A 17,206-nucleotide genomic window follows, 5' to 3' on the forward strand; every position below is an offset into this window, starting at 1 on the left:
GTGAGCCTTGCCGAATAACATTTTTCGCCCCTACATACGATATACGTTATAGAGAGAATGTTATTTGAAAATTCTCACGATTGTCGTTATTGTCCTATTATTATAACGCTTTTACACGGATTTTTCAACATTACTGTTGCAATTTGTTAAAAAATATGTTATGATAGCTATATGTAGTCTGATATCAAGGGTGCGTTTAGTGCTTTTTAACAGTCGGTCGCACCCAATATAATTTTTATTTTTAATTTGTCTCGCCAAAAGGCGGAAAGGAACATTTATTTAATGAAAGTTTTAGTGATAGCAATTCTTCTGATGATCTCAGCCGTGTGCTCTGCGACGGAGACGGCTTTTTCTTCCTGCAATCGTATAAGGTTGAAAAAGCTTGCGGACGAGGGCAGCAAGTCGGCTAAGAAAGCTCTTTACATATGCGACAATTTCGATAAGGCGCTGACGGCAATCCTTATCGGCAACAATGTTGTGAACATTTCGTCCTCGTCACTTGCGACGGTGCTTTTTACCGAAAAATTTGGCGCAGGAAGCGTTGGTATCGCAACCATCGTTATGACTGTGCTGGTGCTTATTTTCGGCGAGATTTTGCCGAAGAGCCTTGCCAAAGAGAATTCAGAGCGGTTCTCCATATTGATGGCAGCGCCCCTTTCGGCGTTTATGTTCATAATCACGCCGTTGACCGCAATTTTTATGGGTATCAAAAACGGCGCTTCAAAGCTTGTCAGCAGCGGAAAAGATCAGCCGTCCGTAACAGAGGAAGAGCTCAAGTACATAATCGACGAGATACAGGACGAGGGCGTCCTCGAAAAGCAGGAGTCGGAGCTTGTGCAGTCGGCATTGGACTTTGACGAGATAACCATAAGCGAGATACTCGTCCCCCGAGTGAATATCGAGGGCGTTGAGCTCCACGACGATATGGAGGATATCAAAAAGCTGTTTATACAGTCGAAATATTCAAGGCTTCCTGTATATGAAAAGGATATCGACCACATCATCGGACTTATCCACCAGTCGGACTTTTTTGAGATATATCTCAAGGGCAAAAAGGACATTTCCGCAATTATGAACAAGCCCCTTTATATCACGGAAAACCGCAAGATATCGGACATTCTCAGACAAATGCAGCGCAAAAAGGTGCATATGGCTGTGGTGCTGGATCAGTACGGCGGAACGGAAGGCATTTGCACTCTCGAGGATATAATCGAGGAACTTGTGGGTGAGATATACGACGAAAGCGACGAGGAGGACACATCATTTGTAAAGCTGGGCGACGGACAGTTTGAAGCGTCGGCAGAGCTTTCTGTGTCAGATTTTCTCGACCGAATGGGTCTCCCCGAGGACACTATCGAGACGGAGCGGACTTCCCTCGGCGGCTGGATAATGGATATCCTAGACCGCATACCGGAGCAGAACGAAGTTGTAAGTTGTCCGCCATTTGAAATGACCATAAAAATGGAGGACGAGCAGAAGATCGACAGGATACGCTTTAAAGTCGATGAGGACGAGATCAAAATAAATAAGGACGATATGGAGGACGAAAATGCCTAAGCAGATAAAAGCAGAGAAGATGAAGAAGTCGGAGCGTTCATACAGAAAGTGGGCGTGCGCAGGGCTTTTCGGCTCTGTGGCGTTTATGGGCGCATTGGGCGGACTGATAAATTACATCATCAAGACGGAAAAAGTGCTGCCGACAGCTATTGTTTTCGGGCTTTTCATCGTGTACGCTTTCCTGTGCGTAATGTGCGCAGTCAAGGGCATAATGGGCTATGTGAACGACGATATCGGCGTTTGCCTTGGGCAGGGGATAATAAATGTTTTCTGCTCGGTGGCGTGCATAATGAATTTCAGAATGGCGCTTATAATGCTCCTCGCCGCCTGCAAAGCCGACAACGCAGTTAGCAATCTTATCGGCAGCCAGACCCAGACGGAGTTCGTTCAGAGCCAGTACGCAAGCTGGATATTCCTAGCCTTTGCGACCCTTGTGTCCATAATTCTTGGCATTTTGGCAATGGTGAAGCTTTCTAAAAATAAAGAATAAAAAGCATAAAGCATAAAAATAGAAGTATAGAAAAATCATAGATCAAGGAAGAAAAAATAATGTTATTACTTGCACTCGTAGTCGTATGCTACACAATATGTTCCCTCAGCGATAAGTACGCAGTTTCCACAGCAAAATTCAACGGAGACGAGCTGGGCTTTATGATGGCGGCTGCGACCGCCGTTTTTATGGCTTGCTGCCTGCCGGTTTTAGACAGAACATTCGTAATAAGCTGGCAGTCCTTTGCGGCGATAGCCTTGCTTTGCCTGTCAAAGATACTCGAATTTAAGCTTTCTGCCATAATATTGCTTGAAATATCGGCATTCGAGCTAAAAGCTTGGCTTGGCATAACCCTGTTTATGTCATACGCAACGGACATTTTCCTCGGCGAAAAGCCCAGCGTATTCAAGTTCATTTTCATAATCGTTACAGTCGCAGGACTTATTTTCATCGCAAAGTCGGGCAGAGAGGACACTTCCTCTGGCGCAAAAATAAACTACCGCAGGATAGCCCTTCCGCTGACATTCTATCTGCTGGCACGATACGGCTACGGCATTGTTGTAAGGGCTTCGGCGGACTACATATCATCGACAATGGCGCTGTTTTTCGCACTTATACTTATGGCGATCGTGCTGCTGCCAAGGGCCAAGCCTGTTCAGATGTATCGCAAAAATGTCAAAGGCGCTTGGGTGGTCATTCTCACAAAGATACCGAACGTGGCGGGTCTGCTGGCGGAGAACGCCATAATCGCCGTGAGCCTTGCAACGGCCTCGTTCATTCAGCCGATGATACTTTGCTCGCTGTTCATAATCGCTCTGCTGAGAAAAGAGCCGATCACAAAGCTGAGATTTATCGGCAGCCTTGTGTGTATGGTGGGCATAATCGGCTTTCAGATGTGCTGATCTTGTGATATTTGGAATACAAAAAATAAAAGGGAGACACGGCGTCTCCCTTTTTATTTAAGCCACATCCAATAGTGGGCGAATCTTATCTTTTGATATCATACATCGCAGCGAAATAATAGACTTCCTCGAGATAATTGCCGTCCTTGCCCCATTTCACGGCGGCTCTGACTATGCAGCCGTTCATATTATCGTCGGGCAAGGAAAGCTTTTTCTGCGCCTTGCTGAGCACATTGCCCTCATAATCGTACACCGTATAGAGGATATCCCCCGTGATCTTGCCGCTGACGGACACGGTCATCGGCGTTTTCAGCACAAGTTTGCCGTCCTTATCCAGCGCTGCCTCAACATCGAAAGATGGGGCTTCTTTGAGCAGCGTTTCAAGTTCGGGCTCTTTGCCCAGCTTATCGCTTTTGCCCCTGTAATAACGCTGGGTCTGCGTTCCGGGGAGCTCGTATTTATCGCCGCCGCAGGTGAGCACCACGCTGCCGACCTCCACATTCGGCGTTATATTCATCACCAGCACCATGACCGCAAACACCGCCGCCGCAATGACTGCCACAATGATCTTTCTTTTCATCGCAAATCTTCAAACCTCGCTGACTTGTATGCTTGTCACAAATCAACAGGTCAAGCATACAGTTTTGTTATTTTAATTATAGTATATGGCGTGGGAAATGTCAAGGCTGGGGGACAAACGCTTCACCGCAAAAATAATAATATTCAAATGTCAGATCAGCGAAAGTTTGTTGAAAAAGGCTATTACATTTGTTTTAACAAATGTGGTATAATATACACAGAAAAGATCAATATTGTTTCAATGAGCAGCAAACAGCGTAAGACCGATTGAGTTCGGTTTTGCGCTGTTTTTTATTGTTTTATTATTTTGTTGTTCATTTTTAAGACGTGGGAGGTATTTTGATGAGCACACAAGTGCAGAATTTGCAAAAAGAAAACAAAATGGGCGTTATGCCTATACCGAAGCTGATGATGAATATGGGTCTGCCGATGATAATTTCAATGGTGGTGCAGGCGTTTTACAATATTGTTGACAGCTATTTTGTGAGCCGAATGACTGATGACAGCATTGCGAATATGGGCGAATATGCGGTGAATGCGCTGACGCTGGCGTTCCCTGTACAGCTTCTTATCATAGCCGTGGGCGTCGGAACGGGCGTGGGAATAAACGCTCTGCTTTCGAGAAGTCTCGGCGAAAAGAATTTTGAAAGGGCTGGCAAGATAGCAGAAAATGCGATTTTTATCGGCGTTTGCACCTACATAGTATTTTTGCTGTTCGGACTATTCGGAACGCAGGCATTTCTTAAAACTCAGACTTCCGACCCTTTGGCGCTTAAACTTGGCGGACAATATCTCGGCATATGCTGCGTAATGTCCTTCGGCGCTGTGGGCTCGATGATATTTGAAAAGCTTTTGCAGGCGACAGGACGGACAATCCATTCCACCATAGCGCAGCTTGTTGGAGCGATAACGAACATAGTTCTTGACCCTGTGCTTATATTCGGTCTTGGCTTTTTCCCGAAAATGGGCGTAAAGGGTGCGGCCTACGCTACCGTTGCAGGACAGATCATCACAATGGCTATCGGCGCAGTTCTGCATTTTGCCTGCAACAAAGAGATACCAAGGGGAGTGAGATTTTTCCGTCCGGAGGGCAAAATAATCGCAAACATTTACAAGATCGGCGTTCCAGCTATCATAATCCAAGCCCTTATGTCGGTTATGACCTATGGCTTGAACATTATCCTTGGCAGGGTATCCCAGTCGGCTGTGACGGCTTATGGCATTTATTACAAGATACAGCAATTCGTGTTCTTTGCGGCATTTGGAATGAACAACACCATTATCCCAGTTGTTTCCTACAATTTCGGTATGGGCGACAAAAAGCGTGTGAAGGACGGCATAAAGTTCGGAATGTTATACACTTTGGCGCTTATGCTGTTGGGACTGGTGGGCTTGCAGCTGTTTGTCGATCCGCTATGCGGCGTGTTCTCGCTGTCCGCCGAGACCGCTCAGCTTTGCAAATATGCCATTAGGATAATCACATTGGGATATATTTTTGCAGGTGCGAACATCGCATATCAAGGCATTTTTCAAGCGCTGGATCACGGCATAGGTTCGCTGGTGCTATCGCTCATAAGACTTCTGATAGTGCCGCTGCCGCTGGCTTTTGGTCTGACATTTGCCGCCAATGCAGGAAAGCTTGTATGGCTTGCTGTGCCAATAGGCGAGCTTGTGGGGCTTTTTGCGGCGCTGATAATAATGGGCAGGATAAAAAGAGAGCTGGAGCTTTAATATACCCGACGAGGCAAGGTGCGGCGACAAGCTGCGCTTTGCCTTTTTGCTTTTTTGTCTTTTATGTCGGAAAAAATATTGCGAAAAAAGAGGAAAGGGACTTGACTATCGTGGCGAAATCGTGTATAATAATATGTGGTCGATCGGGGTGTGGCGCAGATTGGTAGCGCGCTACCTTGGGGTGGTAGAGGTCGTCGGTTCAAATCCGGTCACTCCGACCAGTTTAGCCCGTCATCACAATGTGGTGGCGGGCTTTTTGTATTTTCATTTACTCAAAGTATCAAAATCATCAAGATCATCAAAATAGCCGAAAATATCAGCTTTTCAGAAAGGAGCAGCAGCTTGGATAACATCAAAAGCGCCAAGATCGGCGAAATTGGCGAGAAAAAACGTGTAAAAGACGTGTATAGCATTAGAATTGCGGATATTATTCTGAGCGTTGCCCTTGTGCCGGCGGCGGTCTTGATGTATGTTTTTCTGTTGTCGCCCAAAAGCACCGCAGCAGGGGAGACCGCCACCGCAGTCGTCACCGTCAGCGGCAAAGAATACGGCCGCTACCCCCTCGATAAAGATCAGTCCGTTAGGATCGACACCGACGGTGGCTATAATCTGCTGGAAATAAAAGACGGCAAAGCCCTTATGGCGGAGGCGGATTGCCCCGACGGCTATTGCGTCAGCCACGGCGGAATTTCGAGAAAAGGCGAGGTCATAGTCTGCCTGCCACACAAGCTTTCCGTTGAGATCGAAACGAGCGAAAAGTCGGACAGCTCTGACGATATCGACGCAGTTGTGAGATAGCGGGGGCGGTGAAATGGCAAGAATGAAAGCAAATGAAAAGTCAAAAATGTCCAAAATGTCAGCCGCAAAGCGTGTCACCACCGTGGGCGCATTAGCTGCCTTGGCGCTGATCTTCAGCTATGTCGAGGCGCTTATCCCGTTCAATTTCGGCGTGCCTGGAATAAAGCTCGGACTGGCAAATCTCGTGGTGGTCACGGGGCTTTATTACCTGTCCGTTTGGGACGTGCTGGCGGTGTCGCTCATAAGAATTTTGATCGCAGGACTGCTTTTCGGCAACGGCGTGTCGATAATATACAGCCTCGCCGGTGGCTTGCTCAGCTTTGTAATAATGTGCGCAGTCAAGAAAACGGGCGCATTTTCAATCGTCGGCGTCAGCGTTCTCGGCGCAGTTTTCCACAATGTTGGACAGATCGCCGCAGCCTGCTTTGTGATGAAAACTGCCGTGATATTCTATTATCTTCCAATACTGATGATTGCCGCCGTAGCAACAGGCTTTCTGCTGGGCTTCGTCTCGGGCAGGGTGCTGAAAATTCTGCAAAAGCAGCTTCAACATTGACGGGTGAAAAAATATATGTGATATAAAAACCGCCGCCCTGCTGATATTTTCAGCAGGGCGGCGGTGGTTTTGTTATTTAGTCGGGAATATTGAAAATTGCGTAGTCGTTGTTGTCATCACTCTCTGAATATGGCGCAACATCTGTTTCGGTGCTAGCCGCCATAACATCTTCTGTAATAAACTTTGTTATTTCGATCTCAGGCTCAAAATATCTCTCTTTTTTCATTTTACTTTTCCTCTTTTCTACTATCAAGAAGCACTTGTGTATGCTTTTGCTTCCTTATTATAAAGTACAAACGCTTTCAGCAATGTAACAAGATCGCTGTTGCGGTTTCTTGCGGCATAAACATAAGTAAGCGGCGAGTCCGTAACAGTCATTGTTTCAGTACCCTTGCTGACAGTCAATTTAACTTCATCGCCAAGCTGATGAGGCGCAATGTCATTGATATCAACATAATAGCGACCATTTTTCAGCGTCGGGGTGAGAGCTTGGTTATTATATGTGAATGTGTAATTTGAAATGTCACTTCCACTAACCAAATTAAAGTAAACTCTCAGAATTGTTTTTGATTCAAGCACAAGGCTGCGTCCGTACAATGAAATGCCTTCGATATCGTCTGTCTTAGAGAACATCTGCTGATCTTTCAAATCGTTAAGATCAACAGCATTTATCTTATTAAGATCATCAGCTGAAATAGTTACGCCGTTGTTATCAAAATATGACTTTGCGGTGATTCCGTAAAGATATGTTGCGTTGACAAGGCTCTGAGCGGCTTTTGCTTCTTTGTGGTTATAAGCATTTTCATCATTTGCCGCCTTATTTATAGAGTCAACATATCTTAAAACGGAGTAATCAAAGCTGTTGCTTGACTTGTCGCCGTATACAAGCTTAGCTGTAACAGTAGCGTCCATTTGCTTTGAATTGAGCGGACACTCAAAACGATACAGACCATTATCATTTTTGCCTGACTGATTAGCGGTGATAGTCTCGTCGCCAACTGTGAATTCCATAACAACATCGTCAGCATTTGCGTCAGATGAAAGGTCAGCGTAGAAATTGATGCTTATAGCGTCGCTAAGACTTACAGTTGTGCCTATAATATCGCCAACGCCGTTTTCATAAACGCCGCAATCTGCAACTGTGCATTTGCCAAGTGAGTAGTGATGAATAACGCCATAATCATATATTCCACAGGTCTGGCAAGCACGTCTTAATCTTCCGTGCGTTGTCCTTGTGGCAGCCTGCATAGTTGCCCATTCGCCCCAGCTGTGTCCCTTGGCAGGAACGATCTCTTGTCGCTGGTTGCCGCAGGTCGGACAGGTATAAACATTAACACCATCATATATGCAGGTCGGAAGTCTGTAAGCGCTTAAATACTCAGAAAAATGCTCACACGCTGTGATCTCAAAATTCTTTGTGACCTCTCCTGCATAGGGATCAATACCCTTTATAGTGATACTAGCAGTACCTTCATTAACATTGTTTTTGTATTCGAGAGTGTAATCAACGTCCTGTACAAGATATTTGCCGTCTTCTCTTACCGTTACATATGGTTTGATCTCATACTTAGCATATGACAGGCTTGTAGCATAAACCTTTATATCGCAGTCAGAAATATAATCCTTGTCTGCCCAGAATGTAAGACCGTTCTTGGCTGCAAACTTTTCAGCGTGGCTGTTGTGCTTGCCTCTTACTATGGTCGAATTTGTTGTAAAATCGCTCTTATAACCAACAGCATAATCGCCTATAACGAGCCTGTATACCTTGTTACCGTCTTTATCTTCGGTTATGCCAAAATTTGAACTCGTCTTATATGGTATATAAAGATAGTCGATGTTGTTGCAGTTGAAGAATGCAAAAGAACCGAGGTATCTCAAAGTTGATGGTAATGTTACATTGGTAAGTTCAGTACAATTATAGAAAGCGCCATTGTAATAATACTTGCTCTCGTCTATCTTTGCAACGCTCTCAGGTATATAGATACTTGTGATCTTGCTGTTTGCAAACGCACCGCTTGAAATAACTCTCACATAATCGTTGTCAATTCTGTCAGGGATAGCTACGGCACCCGTTGCAGAAGTTGCGTCCGTGAGTATCAGCGAATGACCGACCTTTGAATATGTAAATCCTTCATATTTAATTGTCGAGGTCTCGGGCGTTTTGTAATCGCTTGCCGGCATATCAGGAATCGAATAAAGGAACTCAAAACCTGTTCCTGTGGTGTCATAAGGGATATGCTGATTGTCGTCTGTAAATTCATTAGAACCCTTTCCAAACCACTCGTAGAATTTATTATAATACGCTGTGTTGTTCCAGTTTACGTCCCAAGTAACGTCAACGCCGTAGTAATTGCCGTCGTCCATTTTAACGTAATTCCAAGCGTGATCGTAATTCACCGCATAAATGCACTCAACACCGATGTAATTCATCGCCATAGAATAAGCCTTTGCAAAGCTTTCGCATACGCCGTCAAGATCATCGTCAAGAGATCCCAAAACATTGTGCGCCGTGCGTGTGGAAGCAGGAGAACCTGTGCTGTCATAATCGTAAATGTTCTCGGAAGTCATAATGTCGTGTACGATCATAGCCTTATCATAGGCTGTGTTGTATCTGTCTGCGACATCTTTGAATTCCTTCATCTTTTCAGCAATAAGCTCATCGCCCTCACGTCTTGCCTCTGCTGAGAAATACTGACTGTCTACCATAGCGTAAATTTCAGTCTTACTTGTATAAGCGCCGCCCCAAAGCCAGAAATACTTTGGATGGTCGTGCTGCCAGGTGTTGTATATCGCAAGCGCCTGATTTTTAGTAAGTCCGAATTGATTGTAGTTAACAGAGCCGACATAAGCAAGATTTGCGTCATTTGCCGGAACCATATTTTTTCCGCTTGCTTCAAAATCCTCAGCTACAACGTCAAAGAGTGAATACAAAGCCTGCGCCTTATCTTCATCAGCTATTTCGCCAAGGTGCTGAAGTCCATAATCCGAATCATACCGCTCTGTACTTCCGTCCGCAGTAAACAGCGCAATGCCGTCCTCCGCAACGCATACAGCGTAGTCCGCAATGGTGTATTCCTTTACGTCCTCGGGTACATCGTCCTCCGAAACCTCGATAGATTGCGGCTGGATAACTCCGCCCGTTGGCGTCAGATCAACGTCCTGCCAGGTCGACCCCTGAGAAATCGCTTCATTCTGTCCGCCAGTCTCAACCTGCGAGCCTTCCGCCACCGCCGTGACGCTCACGCTGCTGATCGCCATTATCGCCGAAAGCAGCAATGCGGTCAGTTTTTTCATCTTCATACTAATACCTCCTGTAAAAAGCAGCCAAAGCCGCTCCCCTTATATCAGCAATAGCCTATCACAAATCGCAAATTTTGATCTGCGTTGCGATATGTACCTGCAACTATGCCAATTTATCATATACTATTATATAATATATGTGAATTAGTGTCAAGCATTTGCACTTTATTTCTTGATGTTTCGACATTTTGTATAATTTGCGCTGATTTATTAGGCGATTATGACAAGTATATGTCACCAACAATAAGTAGAAAATTTCACAAATTATTGTTATAATAATATCTGTTATATTATAATAGGAAAGCAGGTGCGCAATATGACCTTGCAGCAGCTTAAATATGTGGTGGCGACCGCCGAGAAAGGCTCTATAAGCGAAGCCGCCAAATCGCTCTTCATCACCCAGCCAAGCCTTACAAACGCTATCCGTGAGCTGGAAAAAGAAATGAATGTGGAAATTTTCAGCCGTACAAATAAAGGCATTATCGTCTCAAAAGAGGGCGAGATCTTCCTTGGCTATGCACGACAGGTGCTTGAGCAGGCAAGCCTTTTGGAAGAGCGCTATATGGGCAAACAGACTTGGAAAAGACAGTTTTGCATCTCCACCCAGCACTATTCTTTCGCAGTCAATGCCTTTGTCGATCTCATCAAAGAGTTCGGCGGCGAGGAGTACGATTTCAGTATCCGTGAAACTCAGACCCACGAGATCATCGACGACGTGGCAAGAATGAAAAGCGAAATTGGTATCCTCTACCTCAACGACTTCAACGAGCCCGTCCTCCGCAAACTCATAAAATCAAACGGCTTGACCTTTACCGAGCTTTTTTCCGCAAAACCCCACGTCTTTGTTGGCTCAGCAAACCCTCTTGCCAAAAGAGCCTCCGTCACCCTCGACGACCTAAAGCCTTACCCATACCTATCATTCGAGCAGGGCGAGTATAATTCATTCTACTATTCCGAGGAGATCCTCAGCACCATAAAGCGTGATAAAAATATCCGTGTCCGTGACCGTGCGACCCTCTTCAATCTTCTTATCGGACTTAACGGCTATACCATTTGCAGCGGCGTTATCGATGAAAAACTTAACGGCAGCGATATCGTCGCCGTGCCGCTTGAAGCCGAGGGCGCAATGCGTGTCGGTATCCTCACAAACCCGAAAGTGCTCAAAAACAGCCTTACCGATTTTTATATCGCTGCGCTGAAAAAATACATCACGCCGAACCCCTAGCAAACCAAGCATTTGCGTTGCTTATTTTCACAAAAACAACCTAGCAACTCAGTAGGTTTTTTGTTATTTGTACGATCATTTTTACCATACCTTGACTTGCCCTTGACAAATAATAGCCGCTGTGCTTTAATATAGTAGTAGGGCAAAGCCTACATCTTTTATTTTTTCACTTATGGAAAGGAAGCTGAAAATTATGAAGCTTAGAAAAGTTTTGGCTCTTGCTGCCGCAGCAGTATTGGCCGTGTCAGCTCTTGCTTCTTGCGGCGTAAAGGAAGATTCCTCAAACGCTTCAAAGGCAGAGGGTTCATCAGACAAACATTATAAGATAGGTATTGTTCAGATTATGGAGCATACCTCCCTGAACACTATCAGAGACGCTGTTATCGACCAGTTGGCAGCTCTTGGCTATGTAGACGGTGAAAACTGCACTATCGACGCACAGCAGGCTAATAACGAATCGACAACTGTTCAGCAGATACTCGACCAGTTCAAGGCTGACGGCGACGATATCATCATCGCTATCACAACACCTTGCGCACAGCTCGCAGCACCATATTCAGAGGAGATCCCAGTCGTATTCTCCGCTGTAACAGACCCGGTCGGAGCAGGCCTTTGCGATTCACTCGAGAGCACAGGTTCAAACATCACAGGCACATCTGACAAGCTTGCTATCACAAAGATACTTGATTTCGCACTTGAAATGAAGCCTGACATCAAGACCCTTGGCTACCTTTACAACACAGGCGAGGACAATTCAGTTTCAAGCCTCAAGGAAGTAAAGGAATACTGCGAAGCAAAGGGCATCACAGTAGTAGAGGGCGCAGCTTCAAACACATCTGAGGTACAGGAAGCAGCGCAGAACCTTGCATCAAAGTGTGACGCCGTGTTCTCACCTAACGATAACACTATCGCAGGTGCAATGGGCACAGTAACAGAAGTAATGAACAAGGCGAAGGTACCAATGTTTGTTGGCGCAGATTCAATGGTAATGGACGGCGGACTTGGTACAGTCGGCATTGAGTATTCAGACCTTGGAAAAGAGACAGCAAATATGGCAGCGCAGATACTCAGCGGCGAGAAGAAGGCGTCTGAGATACCGATCAAGGTATTCAATGAAGATCTCAGCACATACATCAATAAGACAACAGCGGAAGCTATTGGAATAACCATTCCTGACGATATCGCTAATGGCGAAAAAACTGTTTACTTTGAATAGTGAGGAATGAGGAGTGAGGAATGAATGTATCGCCTAGCGGCGATGATTTTGAAAACTCCGAAAGTCCGAGATAAGTGGGACGTCGAGGACGCAAATTGTTGTGAGCATTGTCGAACAACAATTTTCCCCTACATATGCGCTAAATTACGCAATATTAATGTAGGGGCGAACATTGTTCGCCCGATTTTTGACAGTTCGAAAGAAGCATAGCAAACGCTGTGCTTCTTTTTTTGGTTGCCTCCAAGTAAAGCAAAACATAGCAACCCACCGCCAAAAAACTATTGCAAAATCCAATAAAACATAGTATAATAAAAGGTGCGAGCAAATTCGTGTAGTCCCGAAACTTTGAGAGACCATAATAAATGGCACAATCAAAAATCGGGACGTCTGGGGCGCCGTCCAAGGGGACGACAATCGTCCCCTACATTACTCTAAACCGAAAGGAAAATATTATGAAGCTGAATAAAAAAACAGTCCTGTCATTGCTTCCGAAAGTTATTCTGATCGTGCTGCTGCTGGTGATAATCAATACCCAGCTCACCGAAAGCGTCGTTACAGGTACATTTGAAAAAGGCCTTGTGTTCGCAATTCTGGCACTCGGTATCTTTATCTCATTTAGAATACTAGATATCCCTGATTTGTCCGTGGATGGTACTTTTACTCTCGGCGTCGCCGTGTCTGTTATGCAGGCGTTCAACGGCAGCCCTGTCAAGGGTATACTACTTGCTATCGTCGCAGGCGCTATCGCCGGAAGCGTTACGGGTATACTTATCACAAAATTCAACGTCCAGCCTATCCTCGCAGGTATCATCACGATGACCGCTCTCTATTCCATTAACCTTAAAATTATGGATAGACCGAATATTTCACTCTATAAAAAGGATACTATCTTTACTATGGCGCAAAAATATTTCGGCGATTACTATAAGCTGGCCGCAGGCGCTATCGTCCTTGTTATTGCCGCTGCGCTGCTGTTTTGGTTCCTCAAAACTCAGGCCGGTATGTCCCTGCGTGCAACAGGCGATAACGAGTATATGGTAAGAGCTTCCTCTATCAATTCCGATAGAATGAAGATCCTCGGCTTCGCTATCGCAAACGCCCTTGTTTCCCTCTCGGGCGCAATGTATGCCCAGTATTCTTCCGCAGGCGACTCAAACAGCGGTACAGGTATGCTGGTGGTCGGCCTTGCTTCTATCATCATCGGCGAAATTTTCTTTAGCAAGCATTCTATCCTCTTCGGTATATTGGCAGCTATCTTCGGCGCAATTGCATATCGTTTCGTCCTCGCCTTCGCAATGAGCCTTGGTATGGACAGCAATTATACTAAGCTCTTCTCCGCCGCAATAGTCGCTATCGCAATTTCTCTGCCTGCTATCAAAAAGTATATCCTTAAAGCTTACAGAAGAATCTGCGGCGATAAGGCTGAAAAAGCCGATGTAAAGGAGGCGTAAAAAATGCTGAGACTTGAAAACGTAAATATCACATTCAATAAAAATACAGCCAACGAAAGAAAAGCCTTGCAGCATATAAACCTTGACGTCAAGGACGGCGACTTCGTTACTGTTATCGGCTCAAACGGCGCTGGTAAATCTACCCTTATGAACGCCGTCAGCGGAAGCTATGAGACCGACAGCGGCAGGATATACCTCTCCGATAAAGAGATCACCCACCTCAAAGAGCACCAGCGTGCAAAGTTCATAGGCAGATTGTTCCAAGACCCTCTCAGAGGTACAGCCCCCAATATGACTATCGAGGAAAACCTCGGCCTTGCATATAGCCGTGGCAAACGCCGCTCACTCACTATCGGTATCAGAAAAAAAGACGTTGAGTTTTTCCGTGAAAAGCTCCGTGAGCTTGACCTCGGCCTTGAGGACAGAATGAAGACCCCTGTTGGCCTCCTCTCAGGCGGACAAAGACAGGCGCTTACCCTGCTTATGGCAACTATCGTGACCCCAAAGCTGCTGCTCCTCGATGAGCATACCGCAGCTCTCGACCCAAAGAACGCCGAGAAGGTTATGGCTATCACCGACAAGATAGTAAAGGAAAACAACATCACAACGCTGATGATAACACACAATATCTCAAACGCTATCGAGTACGGCAATAAAACTGTCGTAATGAGCCAAGGCAAGCTTCTTCTCACTATCGAGGGCGAGCAAAGAGCTAATATGACTGTTGAAAAGCTTATGAAGCTCTATTCCGATACCGCCGAAGATCAGCTTTCGGATAAGATGATACTTGGTGAATAAGGATAACAAAACAAGAAGTCAGTTCGTCAAAGAACATTACTAACATAATAAAGCACTCACTTTTAATGTAGGGGCGAACATTGTTCGCCCGTTACTTTGGTATGTGGTTGGCGAATAAGACAATAAATATCAAATATTAAATAGGAAAAATAATGACCAGGAGGGCGACGGTTGAAGCTTAAAAATATCACCGCCGCTGTCGTCGGGTGCATAGTAGCCGTTGCAGCTGTGATAACCGCAGCGGCTGTTATATTTACGCCGCCAAAGATATATATAAGCGAGATATGCCCGACGAACAGCGGCAAAGATCAAACCACCGCTGTGAAGGATAAAGAAGGAGACTATTGCGACTGGATAGAAATTTACAACCCCACGGATAAGGACGTGTCGCTGTCCTCATTCTCTCTGTCAAAAAATGACGGTGCGGAATATTCTCTGGGGGATAATATAGTCAAAGCCCATAGCTATACGCTGGTCTATTGCTCGAAAAATGGCGTAGACAGGCAGGATATCCCCCACGCCGATATGAGTATCGGCAAGGTCAGCGAGGATAAGATCTCCCTGCGCTATCGTGGCTTTGAGTGCGAAAGCATTACATTGCCGGCGCTCGATAAGGGTGTAAGCTATTCGAGAGATAAAAACGGCGAAATGTATGTGTCAAACCCTACCCCAATGGCGGAAAATGCGGCCGAAACTATCGGCGATACACCAACGTTTTCAAAGACCGCAGGCAGCTATGAAAGCGCCTTTACGCTGGAGATCTCCGCAGGAAAAGGCCAAACTATCTATTACACCACCGACGGCACAGACCCTGAAAGCTCCGATACAAGAATTGCCTATACGAAGCCTATCGAGATATCAGACCGCAAAGGGGATAAAAACGTACTCTCCGCCTATGACCCGATGAAAGTCCAGCTCGATTACCGTGAAAGTATCAGCCTGCCAAAGGATAGCGACGTTGATAAAGGCACAGTGATAAGAGCCTGCGCAGAGGGCACAAGCGGCAAATGCGGCAGAACTGTCACCGCAACATATTTCGTTGGCGTGTCAAGCGCAGACCATAACGGCCTGCCTATCATCTCAATGACCACCGACCCCGACGGCCTTTATAATGAAAAAACAGGCATTTATTGCCTTGGCGACGTTTATAAAGGGTATGACGAAGCGTTCCCCGACCACGCTTGGAACGGCTCTATCCCTGCGAATTATAATCAGCGTGGCAAGGAGTGGGAAAAGTCCTGCTATATAGAATATTTTGACAGCGAAGGCAATACGCTTTTGTCACAAGACTGCGGCGTGAGGATACAGGGCGGCTGGTCAAGAGCCGACTATCAAAAATCCTTCCGCTTCTATGCAAGAAGCAAATACAGCAAAAGCAGCTTTGACAACGTCTTTTGGTCAGATAATACCGACAAAAACGGCGATCTTATCACATCTTGCAAAACTTTCGTGCTGAGAAACGGCGGCAATGACGCAAATTACTGCAAATTCAAGGACACGATGACGCAGAAAATGGTGGCGGAGAAAAACGCCGATACGCAAAAAGGCACAGCCTGCGTGCTGTTCATAGACGGCGAATATTGGGGACTTTACACTCTGCAAACCGATTACAGCGAGGAGTATTTCTCCGATAAATACGGCGTTTCGGAAGACAATGTTGTAATGTATAAAAACGAAGAACTTAGTATCGGCGAGGAAAAGGACGAAGCCCTATTCACAGAAATGTGCGAGTTCATCTCAAACAACGATATGACCGTCGACGCCAACTATAAAAAAGCCTGCACAATGCTTGATATGGACAATTTTGCCGACTATATCGCCACGGAGTTTTATATCTTCAACGATGACTGGCCGCAGAACAATTACGCTTGCTGGCGCACAAGAACTTTCGAACAAGGCAACAAGTATGCAGACTGCCGCTGGCGGTTCGTCCTGTTCGATATCGAATCCTCGGCGAACCATTACAACGAGAAAAACGACCTAAAGAATATGTTCGCATACCTGCGAGAACAGGGCAAAACGACGCTTGGCGGAGTGATAACATCGCTGCTTGAGAACAAAACTTTCCAGCAGAAATTCGTCTCGGCAATATGCCAAACGGGCAGCGTGAATTTTGCCCCCGACAGATACGCAGAATTTCTGCAAAGCTATAAAGACGTTTACTATGGCGAGCTGGACAATTATTTCAAGCGTTTCCCAACTTGGGCGAAGCGCAAAAACGCTACCGACCCGATGTTGCAGCGTTGGCAGATTTTTGTTGAAACACGTTACGACAAAGTAATGGGCTATCTTGAAAGGGAGTTTTTGCTGTCGGAGCGAAGAAAAGTCGAGATAAGTTCGGAGAACTTTGAGCAGGGCACAGTTGAAATAAGCGGCGTGACGTTGGAAGCACCGTATAAAGGCGAGTATTTTGACGATTGTGAGATAACCTTGACAGCCAAAGCCATAGGGGACTATCATTTTGACCATTGGGAGGGAGTTAGCGGCACAGATAGTGAGAACGACGTTGTAACGGTAACAGTCAAAGGCGATATGAAAATCAAGGCAGTCTTTAAGCGCAATCTGTTGTAACGCAAACGTAACGTCCGTAATAAAAGAACACA

General features: G+C 45.7%; 14 protein-coding genes and 1 tRNA gene. 12 read left to right on the plus strand and 3 right to left on the minus strand.

The window, feature by feature from the left end; translation table 11 throughout:
• Nucleotides 1-282: 282 nt before the first annotated feature.
• From QZ371_RS11095 to QZ371_RS11105, 3 genes are read left to right on the plus strand one after another with little or no spacing between them, the layout of a single operon-like run.
• The gene (locus tag QZ371_RS11095) at nt 283-1,557 is read left to right on the plus strand and encodes a hemolysin family protein (RefSeq protein WP_295213179.1); all 1,275 of its coding nucleotides are present in this window, start codon (nt 283-285) and stop codon (nt 1,555-1,557) included.
• Nucleotides 1,550-2,047 carry a hypothetical protein gene (locus tag QZ371_RS11100; RefSeq protein WP_295213186.1) on the plus strand — a complete coding sequence of 166 codons (498 nt, stop codon included), beginning with the start codon at nt 1,550-1,552 and terminating at the stop codon, nt 2,045-2,047. The genes QZ371_RS11095 and QZ371_RS11100 overlap by 8 nt, the downstream gene beginning before the upstream one ends.
• Before the next feature lie 59 nt (nt 2,048-2,106).
• The gene (locus QZ371_RS11105) at nt 2,107-2,949 is read left to right on the plus strand and encodes a hypothetical protein (RefSeq protein ID WP_295213188.1); all 843 of its coding nucleotides are present in this window, start codon (nt 2,107-2,109) and stop codon (nt 2,947-2,949) included.
• An 85-nt stretch (nt 2,950-3,034) separates the two neighbouring features.
• Here the strand turns inward: QZ371_RS11105 and QZ371_RS11110 are convergent, their stop codons facing one another.
• Nucleotides 3,035-3,529 carry a hypothetical protein gene (locus QZ371_RS11110; protein ID WP_295213191.1) on the minus strand — a complete coding sequence of 165 codons (495 nt, stop codon included), beginning with the start codon at nt 3,527-3,529 and terminating at the stop codon, nt 3,035-3,037.
• Between the two features lie 341 nt (nt 3,530-3,870).
• On the opposite strand from QZ371_RS11110, the gene QZ371_RS11115 reads away from it, so the two are divergent.
• From QZ371_RS11115 to QZ371_RS11130, 4 genes are all read left to right on the plus strand, one after another.
• On the plus strand, nt 3,871-5,259 hold the full coding sequence (locus QZ371_RS11115; RefSeq protein WP_366558739.1) for an MATE family efflux transporter: 1,389 nt from the start codon (nt 3,871-3,873) through the stop codon (nt 5,257-5,259).
• A gap of 144 nt (nt 5,260-5,403) precedes the next feature.
• A tRNA-Pro gene (locus QZ371_RS11120) sits at nt 5,404-5,480 on the plus strand.
• 121 nt (nt 5,481-5,601) lie between these two features.
• Entirely contained in the window at nt 5,602-6,057 is a 456-nt protein-coding gene (locus QZ371_RS11125; protein ID WP_295213192.1) for a NusG domain II-containing protein, read from the plus strand.
• A gap of 13 nt (nt 6,058-6,070) precedes the next feature.
• Complete coding sequence (locus QZ371_RS11130; protein WP_295213193.1) at nt 6,071-6,613, plus strand: Gx transporter family protein; 543 nt, start codon at nt 6,071-6,073, stop codon at nt 6,611-6,613.
• A gap of 76 nt (nt 6,614-6,689) precedes the next feature.
• On the opposite strand, the gene QZ371_RS11135 is transcribed toward QZ371_RS11130, so the two are convergent.
• Both QZ371_RS11135 and QZ371_RS11140 read right to left on the minus strand, forming a co-directional pair.
• Nucleotides 6,690-6,839: a hypothetical protein gene (locus QZ371_RS11135; protein WP_295213196.1), complete on the minus strand. Its 150-nt coding sequence runs from the start codon at nt 6,837-6,839 to the stop codon at nt 6,690-6,692.
• A gap of 23 nt (nt 6,840-6,862) precedes the next feature.
• Nucleotides 6,863-9,913, minus strand: coding sequence for a leucine-rich repeat protein (locus QZ371_RS11140; RefSeq protein WP_295213199.1), 3,051 nt, complete (start codon nt 9,911-9,913; stop codon nt 6,863-6,865).
• 316 nt (nt 9,914-10,229) lie between these two features.
• On the opposite strand from QZ371_RS11140, the gene QZ371_RS11145 reads away from it, so the two are divergent.
• The 5 genes from QZ371_RS11145 (at nt 10,230) to QZ371_RS11165 (ending at nt 17,174) form a co-directional block, all read left to right on the plus strand.
• On the plus strand, nt 10,230-11,138 hold the full coding sequence (locus QZ371_RS11145) for a LysR family transcriptional regulator (protein WP_295213201.1): 909 nt from the start codon (nt 10,230-10,232) through the stop codon (nt 11,136-11,138).
• Nucleotides 11,139-11,331: 193 nt separating this feature from the next.
• Complete coding sequence (locus tag QZ371_RS11150) at nt 11,332-12,354, plus strand: ABC transporter substrate-binding protein (RefSeq protein WP_295213203.1); 1,023 nt, start codon at nt 11,332-11,334, stop codon at nt 12,352-12,354.
• A 452-nt stretch (nt 12,355-12,806) separates the two neighbouring features.
• Nucleotides 12,807-13,805, plus strand: a complete 999-nt coding sequence (locus tag QZ371_RS11155; protein ID WP_295213205.1) for an ABC transporter permease — start codon at nt 12,807-12,809, stop codon at nt 13,803-13,805.
• A gap of 3 nt (nt 13,806-13,808) precedes the next feature.
• Complete coding sequence (locus QZ371_RS11160) at nt 13,809-14,603, plus strand: ATP-binding cassette domain-containing protein (protein ID WP_295213206.1); 795 nt, start codon at nt 13,809-13,811, stop codon at nt 14,601-14,603.
• Between the two features lie 171 nt (nt 14,604-14,774).
• Nucleotides 14,775-17,174, plus strand: coding sequence for a CotH kinase family protein (locus tag QZ371_RS11165; RefSeq protein WP_295213207.1), 2,400 nt, complete (start codon nt 14,775-14,777; stop codon nt 17,172-17,174).
• Nucleotides 17,175-17,206: the final 32 nt, after the last annotated feature.

Source organism: Ruminococcus sp. (assembly GCF_019423705.1).
GTDB lineage: Bacteria > Bacillota > Clostridia > Oscillospirales > Ruminococcaceae > Hominimerdicola.

Excerpts from the sequence above, each read along its gene's own strand:
- QZ371_RS11095 (WP_295213179.1), top strand. The coding sequence starts at position 283 with ATGAAAGTTTTAGTGATAGCAATTCTTCTGATGATCTCAGCCGTGTGC.
- QZ371_RS11100 (WP_295213186.1), top strand. The coding sequence starts at position 1,550 with ATGCCTAAGCAGATAAAAGCAGAGAAGATGAAGAAGTCGGAGCGTTCA.
- QZ371_RS11105 (WP_295213188.1), top strand. The coding sequence starts at position 2,107 with ATGTTATTACTTGCACTCGTAGTCGTATGCTACACAATATGTTCCCTC.
- QZ371_RS11110 (WP_295213191.1), bottom strand. The coding sequence starts at position 3,529 with ATGAAAAGAAAGATCATTGTGGCAGTCATTGCGGCGGCGGTGTTTGCG.
- QZ371_RS11115 (WP_366558739.1), top strand. The coding sequence starts at position 3,871 with ATGAGCACACAAGTGCAGAATTTGCAAAAAGAAAACAAAATGGGCGTT.
- QZ371_RS11130 (WP_295213193.1), top strand. The coding sequence starts at position 6,071 with ATGGCAAGAATGAAAGCAAATGAAAAGTCAAAAATGTCCAAAATGTCA.
- QZ371_RS11135 (WP_295213196.1), bottom strand. The coding sequence starts at position 6,839 with ATGAAAAAAGAGAGATATTTTGAGCCTGAGATCGAAATAACAAAGTTT.
- QZ371_RS11140 (WP_295213199.1), bottom strand. The coding sequence starts at position 9,913 with ATGAAGATGAAAAAACTGACCGCATTGCTGCTTTCGGCGATAATGGCG.
- QZ371_RS11145 (WP_295213201.1), top strand. The coding sequence starts at position 10,230 with ATGACCTTGCAGCAGCTTAAATATGTGGTGGCGACCGCCGAGAAAGGC.
- QZ371_RS11150 (WP_295213203.1), top strand. The coding sequence starts at position 11,332 with ATGAAGCTTAGAAAAGTTTTGGCTCTTGCTGCCGCAGCAGTATTGGCC.
- QZ371_RS11155 (WP_295213205.1), top strand. The coding sequence starts at position 12,807 with ATGAAGCTGAATAAAAAAACAGTCCTGTCATTGCTTCCGAAAGTTATT.
- QZ371_RS11160 (WP_295213206.1), top strand. The coding sequence starts at position 13,809 with ATGCTGAGACTTGAAAACGTAAATATCACATTCAATAAAAATACAGCC.